The sequence below is a fragment of the Pseudomonas sp. efr-133-TYG-5 genome, assembly GCF_030209175.1.
Taxonomy (GTDB): Bacteria; Pseudomonadota; Gammaproteobacteria; order Pseudomonadales; family Pseudomonadaceae; genus Aquipseudomonas.
The window spans coordinates 1,902,757-1,919,129 of record NZ_JARVSM010000001.1 but is presented as its reverse complement, the minus strand read 5'-3'; the positions used below and the strand labels follow the sequence as shown (position 1 = coordinate 1,919,129).

Annotated in this window: 16 protein-coding genes; 10 read left to right on the top strand and 6 right to left on the bottom strand. The window is 61.7% G+C overall.

Going from position 1 to position 16,373, the window contains the following annotated elements; all coding sequences use genetic code 11:
• Positions 1-37 precede the first annotated feature (37 nt).
• Together QRN70_RS08700 and QRN70_RS08695 are read right to left on the bottom strand one after the other, a co-directional pair.
• Positions 38-1,015, bottom strand: a complete 978-nt coding sequence (locus tag QRN70_RS08700) for a Bug family tripartite tricarboxylate transporter substrate binding protein (RefSeq protein WP_285417046.1) — start codon at positions 1,013-1,015, stop codon at positions 38-40.
• 94 nt (positions 1,016-1,109) lie between these two features.
• Positions 1,110-2,402, bottom strand: coding sequence for an OprD family porin (locus tag QRN70_RS08695; protein WP_285417045.1), 1,293 nt, complete (start codon positions 2,400-2,402; stop codon positions 1,110-1,112).
• 237 nt (positions 2,403-2,639) lie between these two features.
• Between QRN70_RS08695 and tctD the strand changes: the two genes are divergently transcribed.
• Positions 2,640-3,311, top strand: coding sequence for a two-component system response regulator TctD (gene tctD / locus QRN70_RS08690; RefSeq protein ID WP_285417044.1), 672 nt, complete (start codon positions 2,640-2,642; stop codon positions 3,309-3,311).
• Positions 3,304-4,689 carry a two-component system sensor histidine kinase TctE gene (gene tctE, locus QRN70_RS08685; protein WP_285417042.1) on the top strand — a complete coding sequence of 462 codons (1,386 nt, stop codon included), beginning with the start codon at positions 3,304-3,306 and terminating at the stop codon, positions 4,687-4,689. The genes tctD and tctE overlap by 8 nt, the downstream gene beginning before the upstream one ends.
• 115 nt (positions 4,690-4,804) lie before the next feature.
• On the opposite strand, the gene QRN70_RS08680 is transcribed toward tctE, so the two are convergent.
• Positions 4,805-5,626: an HDOD domain-containing protein gene (locus tag QRN70_RS08680; protein ID WP_285417041.1), complete on the bottom strand. Its 822-nt coding sequence runs from the start codon at positions 5,624-5,626 to the stop codon at positions 4,805-4,807.
• 35 nt (positions 5,627-5,661) lie between these two features.
• Complete coding sequence (ygfZ, locus tag QRN70_RS08675) at positions 5,662-6,603, bottom strand: CAF17-like 4Fe-4S cluster assembly/insertion protein YgfZ (RefSeq protein WP_285417039.1); 942 nt, start codon at positions 6,601-6,603, stop codon at positions 5,662-5,664.
• A gap of 149 nt (positions 6,604-6,752) precedes the next feature.
• Here ygfZ and QRN70_RS08670 point away from each other — a divergent pair, with 149 nt between their 5' ends.
• A complete protein-coding gene (locus tag QRN70_RS08670; RefSeq protein ID WP_007957989.1) occupies positions 6,753-7,007 on the top strand; it encodes an FAD assembly factor SdhE in 255 nt (84 codons plus the stop codon).
• Positions 6,991-7,443: a protein YgfX gene (locus tag QRN70_RS08665; protein WP_285417038.1), complete on the top strand. Its 453-nt coding sequence runs from the start codon at positions 6,991-6,993 to the stop codon at positions 7,441-7,443. The genes QRN70_RS08670 and QRN70_RS08665 overlap by 17 nt, the downstream gene beginning before the upstream one ends.
• On the opposite strand, the gene nadB is transcribed toward QRN70_RS08665, so the two are convergent.
• Positions 7,412-9,028, bottom strand: coding sequence for an L-aspartate oxidase (gene nadB, locus QRN70_RS08660; RefSeq protein WP_285417036.1), 1,617 nt, complete (start codon positions 9,026-9,028; stop codon positions 7,412-7,414). The genes QRN70_RS08665 and nadB overlap by 32 nt on opposite strands.
• A 558-nt stretch (positions 9,029-9,586) precedes the next feature.
• Between nadB and rpoE the strand changes: the two genes are divergently transcribed.
• The 4 genes from rpoE (at position 9,587) to QRN70_RS08640 (ending at position 13,396) form a co-directional block, all read left to right on the top strand.
• Positions 9,587-10,168 carry an RNA polymerase sigma factor RpoE/AlgU gene (rpoE, locus tag QRN70_RS08655; protein WP_003172477.1) on the top strand — a complete coding sequence of 194 codons (582 nt, stop codon included), beginning with the start codon at positions 9,587-9,589 and terminating at the stop codon, positions 10,166-10,168.
• A 31-nt stretch (positions 10,169-10,199) separates the two neighbouring features.
• Positions 10,200-10,787, top strand: coding sequence for a sigma-E factor negative regulatory protein (locus tag QRN70_RS08650; protein WP_285417035.1), 588 nt, complete (start codon positions 10,200-10,202; stop codon positions 10,785-10,787).
• A gap of 8 nt (positions 10,788-10,795) precedes the next feature.
• Positions 10,796-11,758, top strand: coding sequence for a MucB/RseB C-terminal domain-containing protein (locus QRN70_RS08645; RefSeq protein ID WP_285417034.1), 963 nt, complete (start codon positions 10,796-10,798; stop codon positions 11,756-11,758).
• A 207-nt stretch (positions 11,759-11,965) separates the two neighbouring features.
• On the top strand, positions 11,966-13,396 hold the full coding sequence (locus tag QRN70_RS08640; protein WP_285417032.1) for a DegQ family serine endoprotease: 1,431 nt from the start codon (positions 11,966-11,968) through the stop codon (positions 13,394-13,396).
• A 76-nt stretch (positions 13,397-13,472) separates the two neighbouring features.
• Here QRN70_RS08640 and QRN70_RS08635 read toward each other — a convergent pair whose 3' ends face one another.
• Positions 13,473-14,906, bottom strand: coding sequence for a M48 family metalloprotease (locus QRN70_RS08635; RefSeq protein WP_285417031.1), 1,434 nt, complete (start codon positions 14,904-14,906; stop codon positions 13,473-13,475).
• 97 nt (positions 14,907-15,003) lie between these two features.
• Between QRN70_RS08635 and QRN70_RS08630 the strand changes: the two genes are divergently transcribed.
• Together QRN70_RS08630 and QRN70_RS08625 are read left to right on the top strand one after the other, a co-directional pair.
• A complete protein-coding gene (locus tag QRN70_RS08630; protein WP_007963279.1) occupies positions 15,004-15,243 on the top strand; it encodes a sulfurtransferase TusA family protein in 240 nt (79 codons plus the stop codon).
• Positions 15,244-15,276: 33 nt separating this feature from the next.
• The gene (locus tag QRN70_RS08625; RefSeq protein ID WP_285417030.1) at positions 15,277-16,347 is read left to right on the top strand and encodes an AI-2E family transporter; all 1,071 of its coding nucleotides are present in this window, start codon (positions 15,277-15,279) and stop codon (positions 16,345-16,347) included.
• Positions 16,348-16,373: the final 26 nt, after the last annotated feature.

The following is a 16,373-nucleotide window of genomic DNA, read 5'->3' as shown; positions in this document are numbered from 1 at the left end:
GCCCCGCGAAGGAGGCAGCGCCGCTAGTCAGAGACGATCACTGAATCAGGCCGAACTCTTTGGCCAGCACTTTGTAATCCGCCACTTGTTTCTTCACGTAGGTGTCCAGTTCCGGGCCGGTCATGGCGAACGGGAACAGTTCACGCTGGTCGCGCAGCTTGGCGAACTCAGGCGACGCCAGCAGTTTGTCGAAGGCCTCTTTCCACCAGGCGTAGTCTTCATCGCTGACCTTCGGCCCGAGGTAGAAGCCGCGCACCACCGGCCAGACGATGTCGTAACCCTGTTCGCGGGCGGTCGGGATGTCCTTCATTTCCGGCTCGTCGAGACGTTGCTCGGAGAACACCGCCAGCAGGCGCATGTCGCCGCTCTGGATGTGCGGCATGGAGTCGGAGATGTCGGTACTGCCGACCTGGATGTGGCCGCCGAGCAGCGCGGTGGCGATTTCGCCGCCGCCTTCGAGGGCGACGTAACGCAGGTCGCGCGGGTTGATCCCGGCCGCCTTGGCGATCAGCGCGGTCTGCATCCAGTCCTGGCTGCCGACAGTGCCGCCGGACCCGATGACCACGGCGCTCGGATCTTTCTTCAAGGCCTTTACCAGATCGTCGAGGGTCTTGTAGGGCGAGTCGCTTTTCACCGCGATGGCGCCGTAACTGGTGCCGACCGCCGCCAGCCAGCGCACGTTGCTTTCATCGAAACGGCCGAACTTGCCCTGGGCCAGGTTCAGCAGCGAACCGCTGGACCACGCCACCAGCGTGCCGGCGTCGGCCGGGCGCTGCGCCACCACCGCGTTGTACGCCACCGCGCCGACACCGCCGGGCATGTAGGTCACGCGCATCGGTTTGCTCAGCAGCTTTTCGTTGACCAGCGCGCTCTGCGCCAGTTTGCAGGTCAGGTCGAAACCGCCGCCGGGGGAGGCCGGCGCGATGCATTCCGGGCGTTTCGGTTCGGCCATCAGTTGGCCGGCAAACAGCATGGCGCCAGCGGCCAGAGCAACTTTACGCAGTGACAAATTCATTGGTTTCTCCACGGTTTCTTGTTGTAGGGGCTTTTTGCAGGAGCTGCCGAAGGCTGCGATCTTTCGATCTCCAGCGCTGCGGCGTTTCAATCAATTACCAAAGGGCAACGCTGTAGCTCACCAGCAGCCGCACTTCGTCGGCATCGCGGGCGGAGTAGTTGGAACGGTAGGTGGCATTGCGCAGGCGTACGGCGACATCCTTCAGGGCGCCGCTTTGTACTACATATTTGATCTCGGTGTTGCGCTCCCACTCTTTGCCTTCTTCGCCATTCTTGAGCTTGATGTTGTCACCGCTCAGGTAACGGCTCATGAAGCTCAGGCCGGGAATGCCGAGCCGGGCGAAATCGTAGTCGTAACGCGCCTGCCAGGAGCGTTCTTCGGCACCGGCAAAGTCGTTGATCTGGACGAAGTTGACCAGGTACGGATCGCTGCCATCGACATACGGAAACGCGCTGTCGCCGGCCATGTGCTGGTAACCGGCGCTGAACTTGTGGCCGCTCAGCGCATAGCTGAACAGACCGTTGAGCGAGCGGTTGTCGATCTTGCCGCCACGGGCCGCACCCTGATCGTCGCTCACCGCGAATCGCAGGTCGGTGGCGAACGTGCCGGGGCCCATCGGCCGCGAGGCGACCAGGCCGAAGAAATGCTGGTTGTAGACTTCGTCGAGTTGGGCGAAGTGGTAGCTGCCGGTGATCTTGTCGGTGAACTTGTAGTCCACGCCGCCGAAGTCGAAATGCTTGCCGGCAGCGGTGCCGGCGAAACGGCTGTTCTTGTTGTTGAGGGCGATGTCCTCGAAATCGGTGCTGTCGCGATCCTTGGCTTTCTCCAGACGGCCGCCGGTGAAGGTCAGGTTCTTGATCTCCTTGGAGGTCAGCAGACCGCCTTCGAATGTCTGCGGCAGGATGCGCCCGTCGTTCGGCTTGAGAATCGGCAGCTCGGGAATCAGGCTGCCGATTTTCAGTTCGGTGGCGGAAATCTTGACCTTGCCGGTCAGCCCGAGCTTGGAATATTCGTCGGCGGCGCGGCCGTCATCGTGGGTCGGCAGCAGGCCGGTGCCCGTGCGATCCGGGCTCGAATCGAGCTTGACCCCGAGCATGCCCAGGGCATCGACACCGAACCCCACGGTGCCGTCGGTGTAACCCGATTGCAGGTTGAGCATGAAGCCCTGGGCCCATTCATCCCGCTTGCTTTGCTGGGCGCTGGTGCCGTCGCGGAAATCACGGTTGAAATACATGTTGCGGGTTTCGAATGTGGCGCTGCTGTCTTCGATGAAGTCGGCAAAACTCAGCGGTGAAAAACCGGCGAGGGCGGCGGCACTGGCGAGGGCGGTGTGGCTGAAACGGGACGGACGAACAGGCGTGAAAGCCTTGGTCGGCAAGGACGGCATGCGGGGGTACTCCGTTTATTGTTCTTATTGGTCGAAAACGCTTCGAGGCGTTTTGCGGATCGCTGGGTGGCAGCAGCGACGGCAGTCGGAACTGTCCGTGGGCCGACTTTAACCAGCTAACCTTTCGCTAACCTTTCAGCTGACTTTCACGGTTTTCGGGCTTCACAGCGGCGGTTGCGGCTGTAAACTCCGCGCCAAAGAATGGCGTCGGCCATCCCCTGAATGAGGTAACGATCCATGCGTGTTCTGCTCGTCGAAGACCATTTGCCGCTCGCCGAAAGCGTGGCCCAGGCGCTCAAGAGCAGCGGTCTGACCGTGGACGTGCTGCACGATGGCGTGGCCGCCGACCTGGCGCTGGGCAGCGAGGAATACGCGGCGGCAATCCTTGATGTCGGCCTGCCGCGCATGGACGGTTTCGAGGTGCTGGCGCGCCTGCGTGCGCGCGGCAAGAACCTGCCGGTGTTGATGCTGACCGCGCGCAGTGACGTCAAGGATCGCGTCCACGGCCTCAATCTGGGCGCCGACGATTACCTGGCCAAGCCGTTCGAACTGACCGAGCTGGAGGCGCGGGTCAAGGCGCTGTTGCGCCGCAGTGTGCTCGGTGGCGAGCGCCAGCAGCGCTGTGGTGTGCTGGCCTACGATCTCGACACCCGGCGCTTCACCCTCGGTGAAGAACTGCTGACGCTGACCTCCCGCGAGCAAGCGGTGCTCGAGGCGTTGATCGCCCGCCCGGGCCGGGTGATGAGCAAGGAGCAGCTGGCTGCGCAGGTGTTCGGCCTCGACGAGGAAGCCAGCCCCGATGCCATCGAGATCTACGTCCATCGTCTGCGCAAGAAACTCGACGGCCAACCGGTGGCCATCGTGACTTTCCGCGGCCTCGGTTATCTGCTGGAAAGCCGCGATGCATAAACCGAGCAGTCTGCGCTGGCGGTTGCTGTGGAACCTGGCGCTGCTGCTGGTGGTGCTGATGCTGGCCAGCGGCTTGAGCGCCTACTGGAACGGCCGCGAGGCCGCCGACACCGCTTACGACCGCACCTTGCTGGCCTCCGCGCGGACCATCGCCGCCGGCCTGTCCCAGCGCGACGGCAGCCTCAGCGCCGATGTGCCCTACGTGGCCCTCGACACCTTCGCCTACGACAGCGCCGGGCGTATCTACTACCAGGTCAACGACATTCATCAGAAGCTGATTTCCGGCTACGAGAACCTGCCGGGGCCGCCGCCGGGAACGCCGCGTACCGACAGTTATCCGGCGCTCGCGCGCTTTTACAACGCTACCTATCAGGGGCAGAACGTGCGCGTGGTCAGCCTGCTCAAAGCGGTGACCGAGCCGAACATGAACGGCATGGCGGAAATCCGCGTCGCGGAAACCGACGAGGCGCGGGTCAGCATGGCGCGCAGCCTGGCCGCCGACACGTTGCTGCGCCTGGGCATGCTGGCGATTGGTGCGCTGTTGCTGGTGTGGTTTGCGGTGAGTGCGGCGTTGCGCCCGCTGGAGCGCTTGCGCACGGCGGTCGAGGAGCGTCAGCCCGACGACCTGCGACCATTGCCGTTGGTGGAAGTGCAGCATGAACTGTGGCCGCTGGTGCGTGCGCTCAACCATTTCACCGAGCGCTTGCGCGGCCAGTTCGAACGGCAGGCGCAGTTCATCGCCGACGCGGCGCACGAATTGCGCACACCGCTGGCGGCGCTCAAGGCGCGGCTGGAACTGGGCCTGCGGGCGAATGAGCCGCACACCTGGCGCGAAACCCTGGAGTCTTCCGCGCAGAGCACCGATCGCCTGACCCACCTGGCCAATCAGTTGCTGTCGCTGGCCCGGGTCGAAAACGGCGCGCGGGCAATCGCCGAGGGCGGCGCACAGTTGCTCGACCTCAGCCAGTTGGCCCGCGAGCTGGGCATGGCCATGGCCCCGTTGGCCCATGCACGCGGCGTGGCGCTGGCGCTCGAGGCGGATGAACCGGTATGGCTGCGCGGAGAGCCGACGCTGCTCAACGAGCTGCTGAGCAATCTGGTGGACAACGCCCTGGCGCATACGCCACCGGGCGGCAACGTGATTCTGCGCGTCACGGCGCCGGCCGTGCTGGAAGTCGAAGACGATGGCCCGGGGATTCCGCTGGAGGACCGTGATCGAGTGTTCGAGCGCTTCTATCGGCGTAATCAGCAGGTCGCGGGCTCGGGGTTGGGGTTGGCGATTGTCGGCGAAATCTGCCGGGCGCATCTGGCGCAGATCACCCTGCATGATGGCGAGCAGGCGGGTTTGAAGGTTCGGGTGAGTTTTATTGCCGGATAATTGTGGTGTCGGTGGGCCTCGTCGCGAGCGAGCCCGCTCCCACAGGGGGTTGGTGTACGACGCAGATCTCCTGTGGGAGCGGGCTTGCTCGCGAAGGCCGCGCCGCGGTTCCGGATCAGTAAAACATCGTCCGCGATTCTTGCAGATCCGCGCACAATTCTTTGTTATCGGGATCGATCCCAAGCTTCTTGAACGCCGGCACGCTGAGCGGGTCAATCCGCGCAATCGGATGATCGCTGTCCTTGTGGCAATACAGGCTCGCAACCTGCACCAGATCGACGTAATCGAGGTGCGCCGAGTCGCGTTTGAAGTCCAGGTACAGCCCCGGCAACGCCACCAGCCGCTCCGGAAACTCCCAGACCCGCAGCAGTTTGTCGCCCAGCAGCGGATGAATGCGGTCGATGACATGGTTGAGGCTCACCGGATCGGAGAGCAGTTCGTAGTGATCTTCAGCGTAGGTCAGGATCGGCAGCACGCCGATCTGATGCACCAGGCCGCCCAGGGCCGCCTGATCGGGCTTGAGCTGCGTGTGTCGGCGGCACAGCGCATAACTGACGCCGGCGATCTCCAGGCTCTTGCGCCAGACTTCGCGCATCTTCTGTTCGACCACCTCGGAACGGGCGTGAAAGATCTGCTCCATCACCAGGCCGATCGCCAGGTTGCTGCTGTAATTGACGCCCAGCCGGGTGATGGCCGTGTGCAGGTCGGTGACTTCCTGGGTGGCACGCAGCAGCGGGCTGTTGACCACTTTGATCAGTCGCGCCGACAGCGCGGTATCCCGGCCAATGACTTTGCTCAGCTCGCTGACACTGATTTCCGGGTCTTCGGCAGCCTTGCGAATCTGCAGGGCCACTTCCGGTAACGTTGGCAGAACCAGGTCATCGTTATCGATGGCCTCAACCAAATCCTGTTGGACCTTTTCCGCCAGCTCACTCATGTCGTTTCTCTAGGGTGTTGCAACAAATGCTGCGATCAGCGCTGGATTTCGCGGTCGCGATCCAGTTCGTAAGGCAGGTCGAGCACCTGCAGCGCCGGACCTTCGAGGGCGCCCAGGTGCACGTCGCCTTCTTCGGCAGCTTCGGCCTGCAACACCGCCAGCAGTTCAATCTTTTCTTCGCCACGGGCGGCCAGCACCACTTCACCGATCGAGCTGTTGTGGCTCGGAGCGAACAGCGCGGTGCCCGGTTCCGGCAATTCGCCGCCATCCAGTTGCACGCGATACAGACGGCGCTTGAGTTTGCCCAGGTACTGCATGCGCGCGACGATTTCCTGGCCGGTGTAGCAGCCTTTCTTGAAACTCACGCCGCCGACGGCTTGCAGGTTGAGCATCTGCGGGATGAACAGCTCGCGGGTAGCCGGCATGACCTGGCCGATACCGGCGCGGATCTGCCCGAGCAGCCACTGGTTCAGTTCGCCTTCGCGCAACTGCGCGGCCAGTTGGGCCTTGACGCCGTCGGCCTGCGCGGCAGGCGCCCAGAGTTCGGCGCGATCGGCCGACACGCGAATGGCGATCAGACCTTCGTGGCGCACCAGGCTGTCGGTTTCGGCCGGCAAGTCCAGGCCGAGACTGGCCAATGCGGCGTCAGCGTGCTCCAGACCAAAACGCACCCAGGCGGCGCTTTCGTCGGTCAGTTTGGATTTGGAGAACACCGCGTATTTTTTCAGGTCGGCCAGTTGCGGCTCCAGCAGCTCGCTGGCCATCGCCAGCAGCACGCCGTCGCCTTCGAACAGGATGCGGAAGCTCGACTGCATGCGGCCTTTCTGCGTGCAGCGGGCGCCGAGGCTGGCCCGGGTGTCGCTCAGGTAATTGATATTGCAGGTCAACTGGCCTTGCAGGAATTTTCCGGCATCCGCGCCGCGAACCGCGAGAACGCCTTCATGTGACAGGGTGCAGAAAAAAGCAGAATCGGCCATGGGACATCGCAGGGTAAATAGACTGGGGCACATCATAAGGGCGCGTTGTTGAAATGGGTAGTTCATAAAGGATCGGTGGCGCCCGACCAAAGCCGACTGTTCGCTCCGCGCCGGGCCTGTATACTTGCGGCCTATTTGAGGAGCGCTCCATGGTCGAACAAGTTGAACTCAATCGCCTCTTTTGGCACAGCCGGCGCGGCATGCTCGAGCTTGACGTGCTGCTAGTGCCATTCGTGAAAGAGGTCTATGCCAACCTGAACGAGGTGGATCGCGCGCTGTACGTCCGCCTGCTCGAGTGCGAGGATCAGGACATGTTCGGCTGGTTCATGGAGCGCAGCGAGTCCGAAGATCCGGAGCTGCAACGCATGGTCCGGATGATTCTGGATCGTGTCCAGCCCAAGTAACGCCTTCGAATGCCGCTGGCAGGCCTCAGGGCAACTGCTGGCGGCCTATCTGCTGGCCCAGGCCTTCGCGCTGGGCAGTCTGCTGGTACTTTCCATTTCGCTGTGGGCCAGTCTGGCCGCGGCTTGTGTGTGCCTGTTGCACGCAGCCTGGGTGCTGCCGCGACAGATTCTGCTGACTCACCCGCAGGCCTTCTGCGGCTTGCGCCGCGATGGCGATGGCTGGCAGTTGTGGAATCGGGCCGAGGGCTGGCAGGCGGTGCAATTGCGTCCCGACAGCCTGGCGCTGCCGCTGATCGTGGTGCTGCGCTTTCGCTTGCGCGGTGAGTGGCGAGTCAGGTCGATCTGCGTGCCGCGGGATGCGCAGGCGGCGGACTTGCACCGACGCCTGCGGGTACGCCTCAAGTTCAGCCGGCGTAGGTGGGCGGCACCAGAATAGTGTCGAGCGCTTCGGGCAACAGCTGCGGATAGTCGAGGGTGTAATGCAGGCCGCGGCTTTCCTTGCGCTCCATGGCCGAGCGAATCATCAGCTCGGCGACTTGCGCCAGGTTACGCAACTCGATCAGGTCGCGGCTGACCTTGTAGTTGCTGTAGAACTCGTCGATCTCGTCCAGCAACAGGCGTACGCGGTGCTGCGCCCGTTGCAGGCGCTTGTTGGTGCGCACGATGCCGACGTAGTCCCACATGAAGCGCCGTAGTTCGTCCCAGTTGTGCGCGATGATCACGTCTTCGTCGGAGTCGGTCACCTGGCTGGCGTCCCACGCGGGCAGGGCGCTGGGAATCGCTACATCGGCCAGCTGGCCGAGAATGTCCGCCGCCGCCGAACGGGCATAGACGAAGCATTCGAGCAACGAGTTGCTGGCCATGCGGTTGGCCCCGTGCAGGCCGGTGAAACTGGTCTCGCCGATGGCATACAGGCCCGGCACATCGGTGCGCCCGTGTTGGTCGACCATCACGCCGCCACAGGTGTAATGCGCGGCGGGCACCACCGGGATCGGTTGGCGGGTGATGTCGATGCCAAAGCCGAGGCAGCGCTCATAAACCGTAGGGAAGTGCGACTTGATAAAGTCTTCCGGCTTGTGACTGATGTCGAGGTAGACGCAGTCGATACCCAGGCGCTTCATTTCATGGTCGATGGCGCGGGCAACGATGTCACGCGGGGCCAGTTCGGCGCGCGGGTCGAAGCGCGGCATGAAACGCTCACCGTTCGGCAGCTTGAGGTGCGCGCCTTCGCCACGCAGGGCTTCGGTAATCAGGAAACTCTTGGCCTGCGGGTGATACAGGCAGGTAGGGTGGAACTGGTTGAACTCCAGGTTCGCTACCCGGCAACCCGAACGCCAGGCCATGGCGATGCCATCGCCGCAGGCGCCATCGGGGTTGCTGGTATACAGATAGACCTTGGCGGCACCGCCAGACGCGAGGATGACGAATCGCGCACCATAGGTGTCGACTTCGCCGGTGGCACGGTTCAGCACGTAGGCGCCGAGGCAACGGTCACCGTCCATGCCCAGGCGGCGTTCGGTGATCAGGTCGACGGCGACCCGTTGCTCCAGCAGTTCGATGTTCGAACGTTCTCTGGCCTGGGCCAGCAAGGTCTTGAAGATCGCCGCGCCGGTGGCATCGGCGGCGTGGATGATGCGCCGATGGCTATGACCGCCTTCGCGGGTCAAGTGGAATTCGAAGCCGCCGTCTTCCGTGCCCGACTGTTCGTCGCGGGTGAAGGGCACGCCTTGATCGATCAGCCACTGGATTGCCTCGCGGCTGTGCTCGACGGTGAAGCGCACGGCGTCTTCGTGGCACAGACCGCCACCGGCGTTCAGGGTGTCGTCGACGTGGGATTCGACGGTGTCGGTGTCATCCAGGACGGCGGCGACGCCGCCCTGGGCCCAATAGGTCGAACCGTTGGCCAGGTCGCCCTTGCTCAATACCGCAATGCGCAAGTGGCCCGGCAGGGTCAGCGCGAGACTCAAACCGGCAGCGCCGCTGCCAATCACCAGAACATCGTGTTGAAACTGTTGGCTCATTTCAGGATTCCGCTCAAAGCGACCCGGGACGGGGTTGGCGCAAGACCGCTGGATTGCCGCGTCGAGACAGCCACACAGCCCACTAGTATATAGAGGGGTGGGGCGGCACAATAGCCGGGCAAATATGGCATTGTGAAACTACGGTAACGGAAAAAGCTGCACGCTTCGTCGGAAGGATTTTCCCTAGGTTTTGGGAAAAGACGACTGTATCGGGGATGAAACACGCTTTTTCAGCCCATGGTCGCCCAATGTCGGCTTTGCACGGCTATAAATATTTGGAACTTTTGCCAGAGGGCCAAGATCAATAGACCGTTGCCTGAAACACGGGACAGTGTCGGCTTCAGCGCGGAACCTGCGTTTGGGTTCTTGCCGGCGAGCCGATGACAAGATTATTCGCGCAGCCGGTTCATCCCGCGCTGCGTTTTTCGTGCGTGCCAAATCAGAGCCCGCAGGAAACTTGCTTGGAGGGGGAGAACTTTTGCGAAAAGCCCGAGTCTATGTTTGCAAGTCTGGTCGTTTAGTTATGCAAGCCTCCTCCGAGCTTATCGAGGAGTGTTCATGCTAACCCAGGAAGAGGATCAGCAGCTGGTCGAGCGCGTGCAGCGTGGCGACAAGCGAGCTTTCGATCTGCTGGTGCTGAAGTATCAGCACAAAATTCTCGGGTTGATCGTGCGTTTTGTGCACGACACCCATGAAGCCCAGGATGTTGCTCAAGAAGCCTTTATCAAGGCTTACCGGGCGCTTGGAAATTTTCGCGGAGACAGCGCGTTTTATACGTGGCTTTACCGCATCGCCATTAACACGGCGAAGAACTATCTGGTTTCACGCGGCCGCCGGCCGCCGGATAGCGATGTAAGTTCCGAAGATGCAGAGTTCTATGACGGCGATCACGGCCTCAAGGATCTTGAATCTCCAGAACGCGCATTGCTGCGGGATGAGATCGAAGGCACCGTCCATCGAACCATCCAGCAACTGCCAGAGGATTTGCGCACGGCTCTAACTTTGCGTGAATTCGATGGTCTGAGTTACGAGGACATCGCGAGCGTCATGCAATGTCCGGTTGGTACCGTGCGCTCCCGGATTTTCCGCGCTCGGGAGGCCATCGATAAAGCCCTGCAGCCGTTGTTGCAGGAAAACTAAAGACAGCGGCGATAGCCAAGAGAGGAACGCCATGAGTCGTGAAGCCCTGCAGGAATCGCTGTCCGCAGTGATGGATAACGAAGCGGACGAACTGGAATTGCGTCGGGTGCTCAATGCCCTGGACGATGTAGAAACCCGTGAGACCTGGGCTCGTTACCAGATCGCTCGGGCAGCCATGCACAAGGATCTGCTGCTTCCGCGTCTGGATCTCGCTGCGGCAGTATCGGCTGCGCTGGAAGACGAAGCGACTCCGGCCAAAGCCTCTCGCGGACCATGGCGCAGCCTCGGCCGTCTGGCGGTAGCCGCCTCGGTCACTGTCGCTGTATTGGCAGGTGTACGCCTGTACAACCAGGACGAAATTGCCGGTGTCGAGTTGGCCCAGCAATCGAATCAGCCTGCGCTGGCCGTTCCTCAGGTCAAGGGTCCGGCTGTTCTGGCAGGCTACAATGAGAGCTCGGAAGCTACTGGCCCGATGGCCAACGGCGTCCTGCAAGGCCAGCCAGGCTGGCACGATCAGCGTCTGCCAGGGTATCTGCGTCAACACGCTCAACAGGCGGCTCTGAAAGGCACTGAAAGCGCCTTGCCGTATGCGCGTGCAGCGAGCCTGGAAAACCGTTAAGGAGGATCATGCGCTCCATACCTTTACTTTCGCTTCTGCTCAGTGGCTGGTTCATTGTTCCAGCCCATGCCGACGAGGCCCAGGACTGGCTGACCCGCCTGGGCCAGGCCGAGCAGCAGCAAAGCTTCCACGGTACTTTCGTCTACGAGCGTAACGGTAGTTTTTCTACCCATAACATCTGGCATCGCGTCCAGAATGGCCAGGTTCGCGAGCGTTTGCTTCAGCTCGACGGTTCGGCACAGGAAGTCGTGCGCATTGATGGACATACTCAATGCGTCAGCGGCACCCTGATTGCGGGACTGGGGGATTCTCCCAACTCTGCCGCTCGTCCTCTCGATCCGCAAAAGCTCAAGAATTGGTATGACCTTGCCGTCGTCGGCAAGTCGCGCGTGGCCGGGCGTGATGCGGTGATCGTATCGCTGACGCCGCGGGATCAGCATCGCTACGGATTCGAACTGCATCTGGACAAACAGACGGGCCTGCCGCTCAAGTCGTTGCTGTTGAACGACAAAGGGCAGTTGCTTGAGCGCTTCCAGTTCACGCGTCTGGAGACCGATCAGGTCCCGTCCGACAAAGACCTGCAGGCCGATGCCGACTGCAAGCCGGTCAACCTCGACAGCGACAAGGCCTCGGCCGTCAAGACCGCTCAGAACTGGCGTTCGGACTGGCTGCCTCCAGGCTTCGAGCTGACCAGCAGTTCTTCGCACAAAGACCCGGAAACCAAATCCCAGGTCAACAGCCTGATGTATGACGATGGGCTGGCGCGTTTCTCCGTGTTCCTCGAGCCGCTGAATGGTGCGACCGTCACGGACACCCGCACTCAGCTCGGCCCTACCGTCGCTGTATCGCGTCGCCTGACCACGCCGCAGGGCGAAATGATGGTGACCGTGGTCGGCGAGATTCCAATCGGCACTGCCGAACGGATCGCTTTGTCGATACGCAATGATGGCGCTGCAACCAGCAAGCAGTGAGCTGATTCCAGCAGTTTCCGGATCGTCGCCGAGACGTAGAAATGTTTGCTGAGCATTTTCATTTGCAAATAACCCAAAAATTTTTTATAGGTCAGAGCCTCACGGCTCTGGCCTTGTTTGTTGTTCCCGGAACAAAAATGCCGGCCTGTGGTTTCCGGTGTTCCTTGCTCCATATCGCTTAACCCTGCTCGTCGTAACGGGAGCTGTATGTCGATACCAAGCTTGAAATCCTGTCTCTCCATTATCGCCACCGTGCTGGTGCTCGGTCAGGCTGTCCCTGCGGCTCAGGCGGCCGATCTGCCTGACTTCACCCAACTGGTCGAACAAGCCTCGCCGGCGGTGGTGAACATCAGTACCACGCAGAAACTGCCTGATCGCAAAGTGAACCAGCAGATGCCTGACCTGGAAGGCTTGCCGCCGATGCTGCGCGAGTTCTTCGAACGCGGCATGCCGCCACAGCAGCGTTCCCCGCGTGGTGATCGCCAGCGTGAAGCGCAGTCGCTGGGTTCGGGATTTATCATCTCGGCGGATGGCTACATCCTGACCAACAACCATGTGATTGCCGACGCCGACGAGATCCTCGTGCGCCTGGCTGATCGCAGCGAAATGAAAGCCAAGCTGGTCGGTACCGACCCGCGTTCCGACGTCGCCCTGCTGAAAATCGATGGCAAGGATTTGCCGGTGCTCAAGCTCGGCAAGTCGCAGGATCTGAAGGCTGGCCAGTGGGTCGTGGCGATCGGCTCGCCGTTCGGCTTTGACCACACCGTGACCCAGGGCATCGTCAGTGCCGTCGGTCGCAGCCTGCCGAACGAAAACTACGTGCCGTTCATCCAGACCGACGTGCCGATCAACCCGGGTAACTCCGGTGGCCCGCTGTTCAACCTGAATGGCGAAGTGGTCGGGATCAACTCGCAGATCTACACCCGCTCCGGCGGTTTCATGGGCGTGTCGTTCGCGATTCCGATCGATGTGGCGATGGATGTGTCCAATCAGCTGAAGAGCGGCGGCAAAGTCAGCCGCGGCTGGCTGGGTGTGGTGATCCAGGAAGTGAACAAGGATCTGGCCGAGTCGTTCGGCCTGGAAAAACCGGCCGGTGCGCTGGTGGCACAGATCCAGGATGACGGCCCGGCGGCCAAGGGTGGCCTGCAGGTGGGCGACGTGATCCTCAGCATGAACGGGCAACAGATCATTATGTCCGCTGATCTGCCGCATCTGGTCGGGGCGCTGAAAGCCGGGGCCAAGGCCAATCTCGAAGTGATTCGTGAAGGCAAGCGCAAGAACATCGAGTTGACCGTCGGCGCCATTCCGGACGAAGACAAGGAGCTCGACGCCCTGCCGAAATCCGCTGCCGAAACCAGCAGCAACCGCCTCGGTGTGTCGGTGGCCGAGCTGAGCGCCGAGCAGAAGAAAACCTACGACCTCAAGGGCGGCGTGGTGATCAAGGAAGTGCAGGACGGTCCGGCAGCCCTGATCGGTCTGCAGCCGGGTGACATCATCACTCACCTGAACAACCAGGCCATTGGTTCTTCCAAGGAGTTCGCGGAAATCGCCAAGGCGCTGCCGAAGAACCGCTCGGTATCGATGCGGGTGCTGCGTCAGGGACGTGCCAGCTTCATCACCTTCAAACTGGCTGAATAAACGCTTGTTGGTGCAATAAAAAAACCGCCTCGCAAGAGGCGGTTTTTTTGTGTCCGCAGTTTTTCTGGCGAGCGGTTCAGCCCATCATGTCCTTGACCATGCGCTCCTGTTCCATCAGTTCGCGCTGGCGGGCGTCGATGCGCGAGGACAGCGGGAAGTTGCTGCCGGCCTTGCGCTTGGCGAAGTCCAGTTGCTGGATGGCCTGGCGATAGTCGCCGACCAGCGCGAAGTATTCTGCGCGCGCCTGGTGCAGGCCGATGATGTTGCCTGACAGGCCACGGGTTTCCGCGACCTGGTACCACACGTCCGGATCGTCGGGACGTGATTTGAGCAGACCGTCCAGGGCCTTTTCTGCATCGGCAGTGCGATTCTGCTTGAGCAGCAGGTCGACGCGAACCTGATTCAGCGGGTAGTTCCCCGGATACTGCGTGAGTATCCGGTCAACCCGCGACTGCGCATCGGGCAGGCGATTGTTGGTGATGTCCAGATCGATCTGCGCCAGGTTGTAGATAATCTCGTTCGGCGATTTCGCCAGCAGCTGCTTGAGATTCTCCCGGGCTTCGTTCAATTGGCCGCCCTTGATCTGCGCAATTGCCAGGCCGTAGCGAGCGACATCGTTCTTCGGATTTTCATCCAGTTGAGCGCGGAAGCGCTTGGCGCCCAGGCCTGGGGTTTCCTCGTAGACCAGTTGCACCCGGGCACGGATCAGTTGATAGCGCATGCTGTCTTCGATGCCGCCGGGCTTGGCCTGTTCGGCACGGTTGCGGGTGTCGGCGATCCGCGATTCGGTAACCGGGTGAGTCAGGAGGAATTCCGGCGGCTTGGCGTCATAGCGGTACTGACGCATCAACCGCTCGAACATGGTTGGCATCGAGCGCGGGTCGTATCCGGCCTTCTCCAGGTTGAGGATGCCGATACGGTCGGCTTCCTGCTCGTTCTGCCGCGAGAAGGTGCGTTGCGACTGGATCGCTGCTGCCTGCGTGCCGGCAATGGTCGCGATCCCGGCATCACCGCCCCCGGCGGCCGCGATGACGATCCCGGCCAGCAGCGCCGCCATCATCGGCACCTGCATGCGCTGCGAGGCTTCAACACCGCGGGCAAAGTGGCGTTGGGACAAGTGCGCCAGTTCGTGGGCCAGTACCGATGCGTATTCGCCTTCGGTCTGCGCATTGAGAAACAGGCCGCCGTTGACCCCGACAATCCCGCCTGGCGCGGCGAAGGCGTTGAGCTGCGGGCTGTTGATGAGGATGAACTCAAGGCGTCGGTCCGTGACCTGGCTGGTTTCCACCAGCTTGTAGACGCTGGATTCGACGTAGTCCTTGAGCTGCGGATCGTTGAGTTGCGAAACCTGGCTGCGCAACATGGCCAGCCAGGCGCGGCCGAGCTGGTATTCCTGTTGCGGCGAGACAATGGCAGAGCTGGCGTCACCAAGTGACGGCAGGTCGTCAGCGAAGCCCGGTGAGGCGAGCAGGCAAGCGAGCGTCAGCAGGGTAGGGCGCAAAAATGTCATGCACAAAGCCTTAGTCGACAAAGACCTTACTGTAGCCGGACACCGGGCTTGCGACCAGATATTCTAGGCAGCTCGACCATCTGCCCGGAGTGACGCAATGACTGACGCTGTAGCCCATGACTGTGAGTTGGACGCCAGTGGCCTGAATTGTCCGTTGCCGTTGCTCAAGGCCAAGATGGAGCTGAACAAGCTGCCCAGCGGCGCCGTACTCAAGGTGATCGCCACGGATGCCGGGTCGCAGCGGGACTTCCGCACCTTTGCCCGTCTGGCCGGTCATACGCTGCTGCGCGAGGAAGACGAAGCGGGCGTCTACCGTTACTGGTTGAAGAAAGCCTGAACCCAAGCGCGTGAAACGACTTAAGGAATATTAATGTTCAAAGTGTTACGCGACTGGTTCCAGCGCTACTTCTCCGACGAGGAAGCAGTGGTGCTGGCGGTGCTGCTGTTTCTCGCCTTCACCGCCGTCCTGACGCTGGGCGGCATGCTCGCGCCGGTGCTGGCTGGGATGGTGCTGGCTTATCTGATGCAGGGCCTGGTGGTCACCCTGGAGCGTCTGCGCATGCCTGGCGGGGCGGCGGTCGGTCTGGTGTTCGCGCTGTTCATGGGCGTGCTGTTGCTGTTCATTGTCGTGGTGCTGCCGCTGCTCTGGCATCAGCTGATTACCCTGTTCAACGAATTGCCGGGCATGCTCGCCAAATGGCAATCGCTGCTGTTGCTGCTGCCGGAGCGTTATCCGCACCTGGTGTCCGACGAGCAGGTGTTGCAGGCCATCGAGGCGGCGCGTGGCGAGATCGGCAAGTTCGGCCAGTGGGCGCTGACGTTTTCGTTGTCCAGCCTGCCGTTGCTGGTGAACATCATGATCTACCTGGTGCTGGTGCCGATCCTGGTGTTTTTCTTCCTCAAGGACCGGGCGATGATCGGTGAGTGGGTGCGCGGTTATCTGCCGCGCGAGCGTGCGCTGATCACCCGGGTCGCGCAGGAAATGAACCGGCAGATCGCCAACTACATTCGCGGCAAAGTCATTGAGATCGTGATCTGTGGCGGCGTGACCTACGTCGCTTTCGTCGCGCTCGGCCTGAACTATGCCGCGTTGCTGGCATTGCTGGTGGGCGTGTCGGTGGTGGTGCCGTATGTCGGCGCCGTGGTGGTGACCGTGCCGGTGATGCTGATTGCGCTGTTCCAGTGGGGCTGGAGCGATCAGTTCATCTATCTGATGGCGGTCTACGGGATTATCCAGACCCTGGATGGCAACGTGCTGGTACCGCTGCTGTTTGCCGAGGCGGTCAATCTGCATCCGGTGGCAATCATCTGCGCGGTGCTGTTGTTTGGCGGGTTGTGGGGCTTCTGGGGGGTGTTCTTTGCGATTCCCCTGGCGACGCTGTTCAAGGCTGTGCTCGATGCCTGGCCGCGCAAGGAGCCGGTGGTGGCTCCGCTGTTGTAGAACCGAATCATTCGTTGAGGCTTATG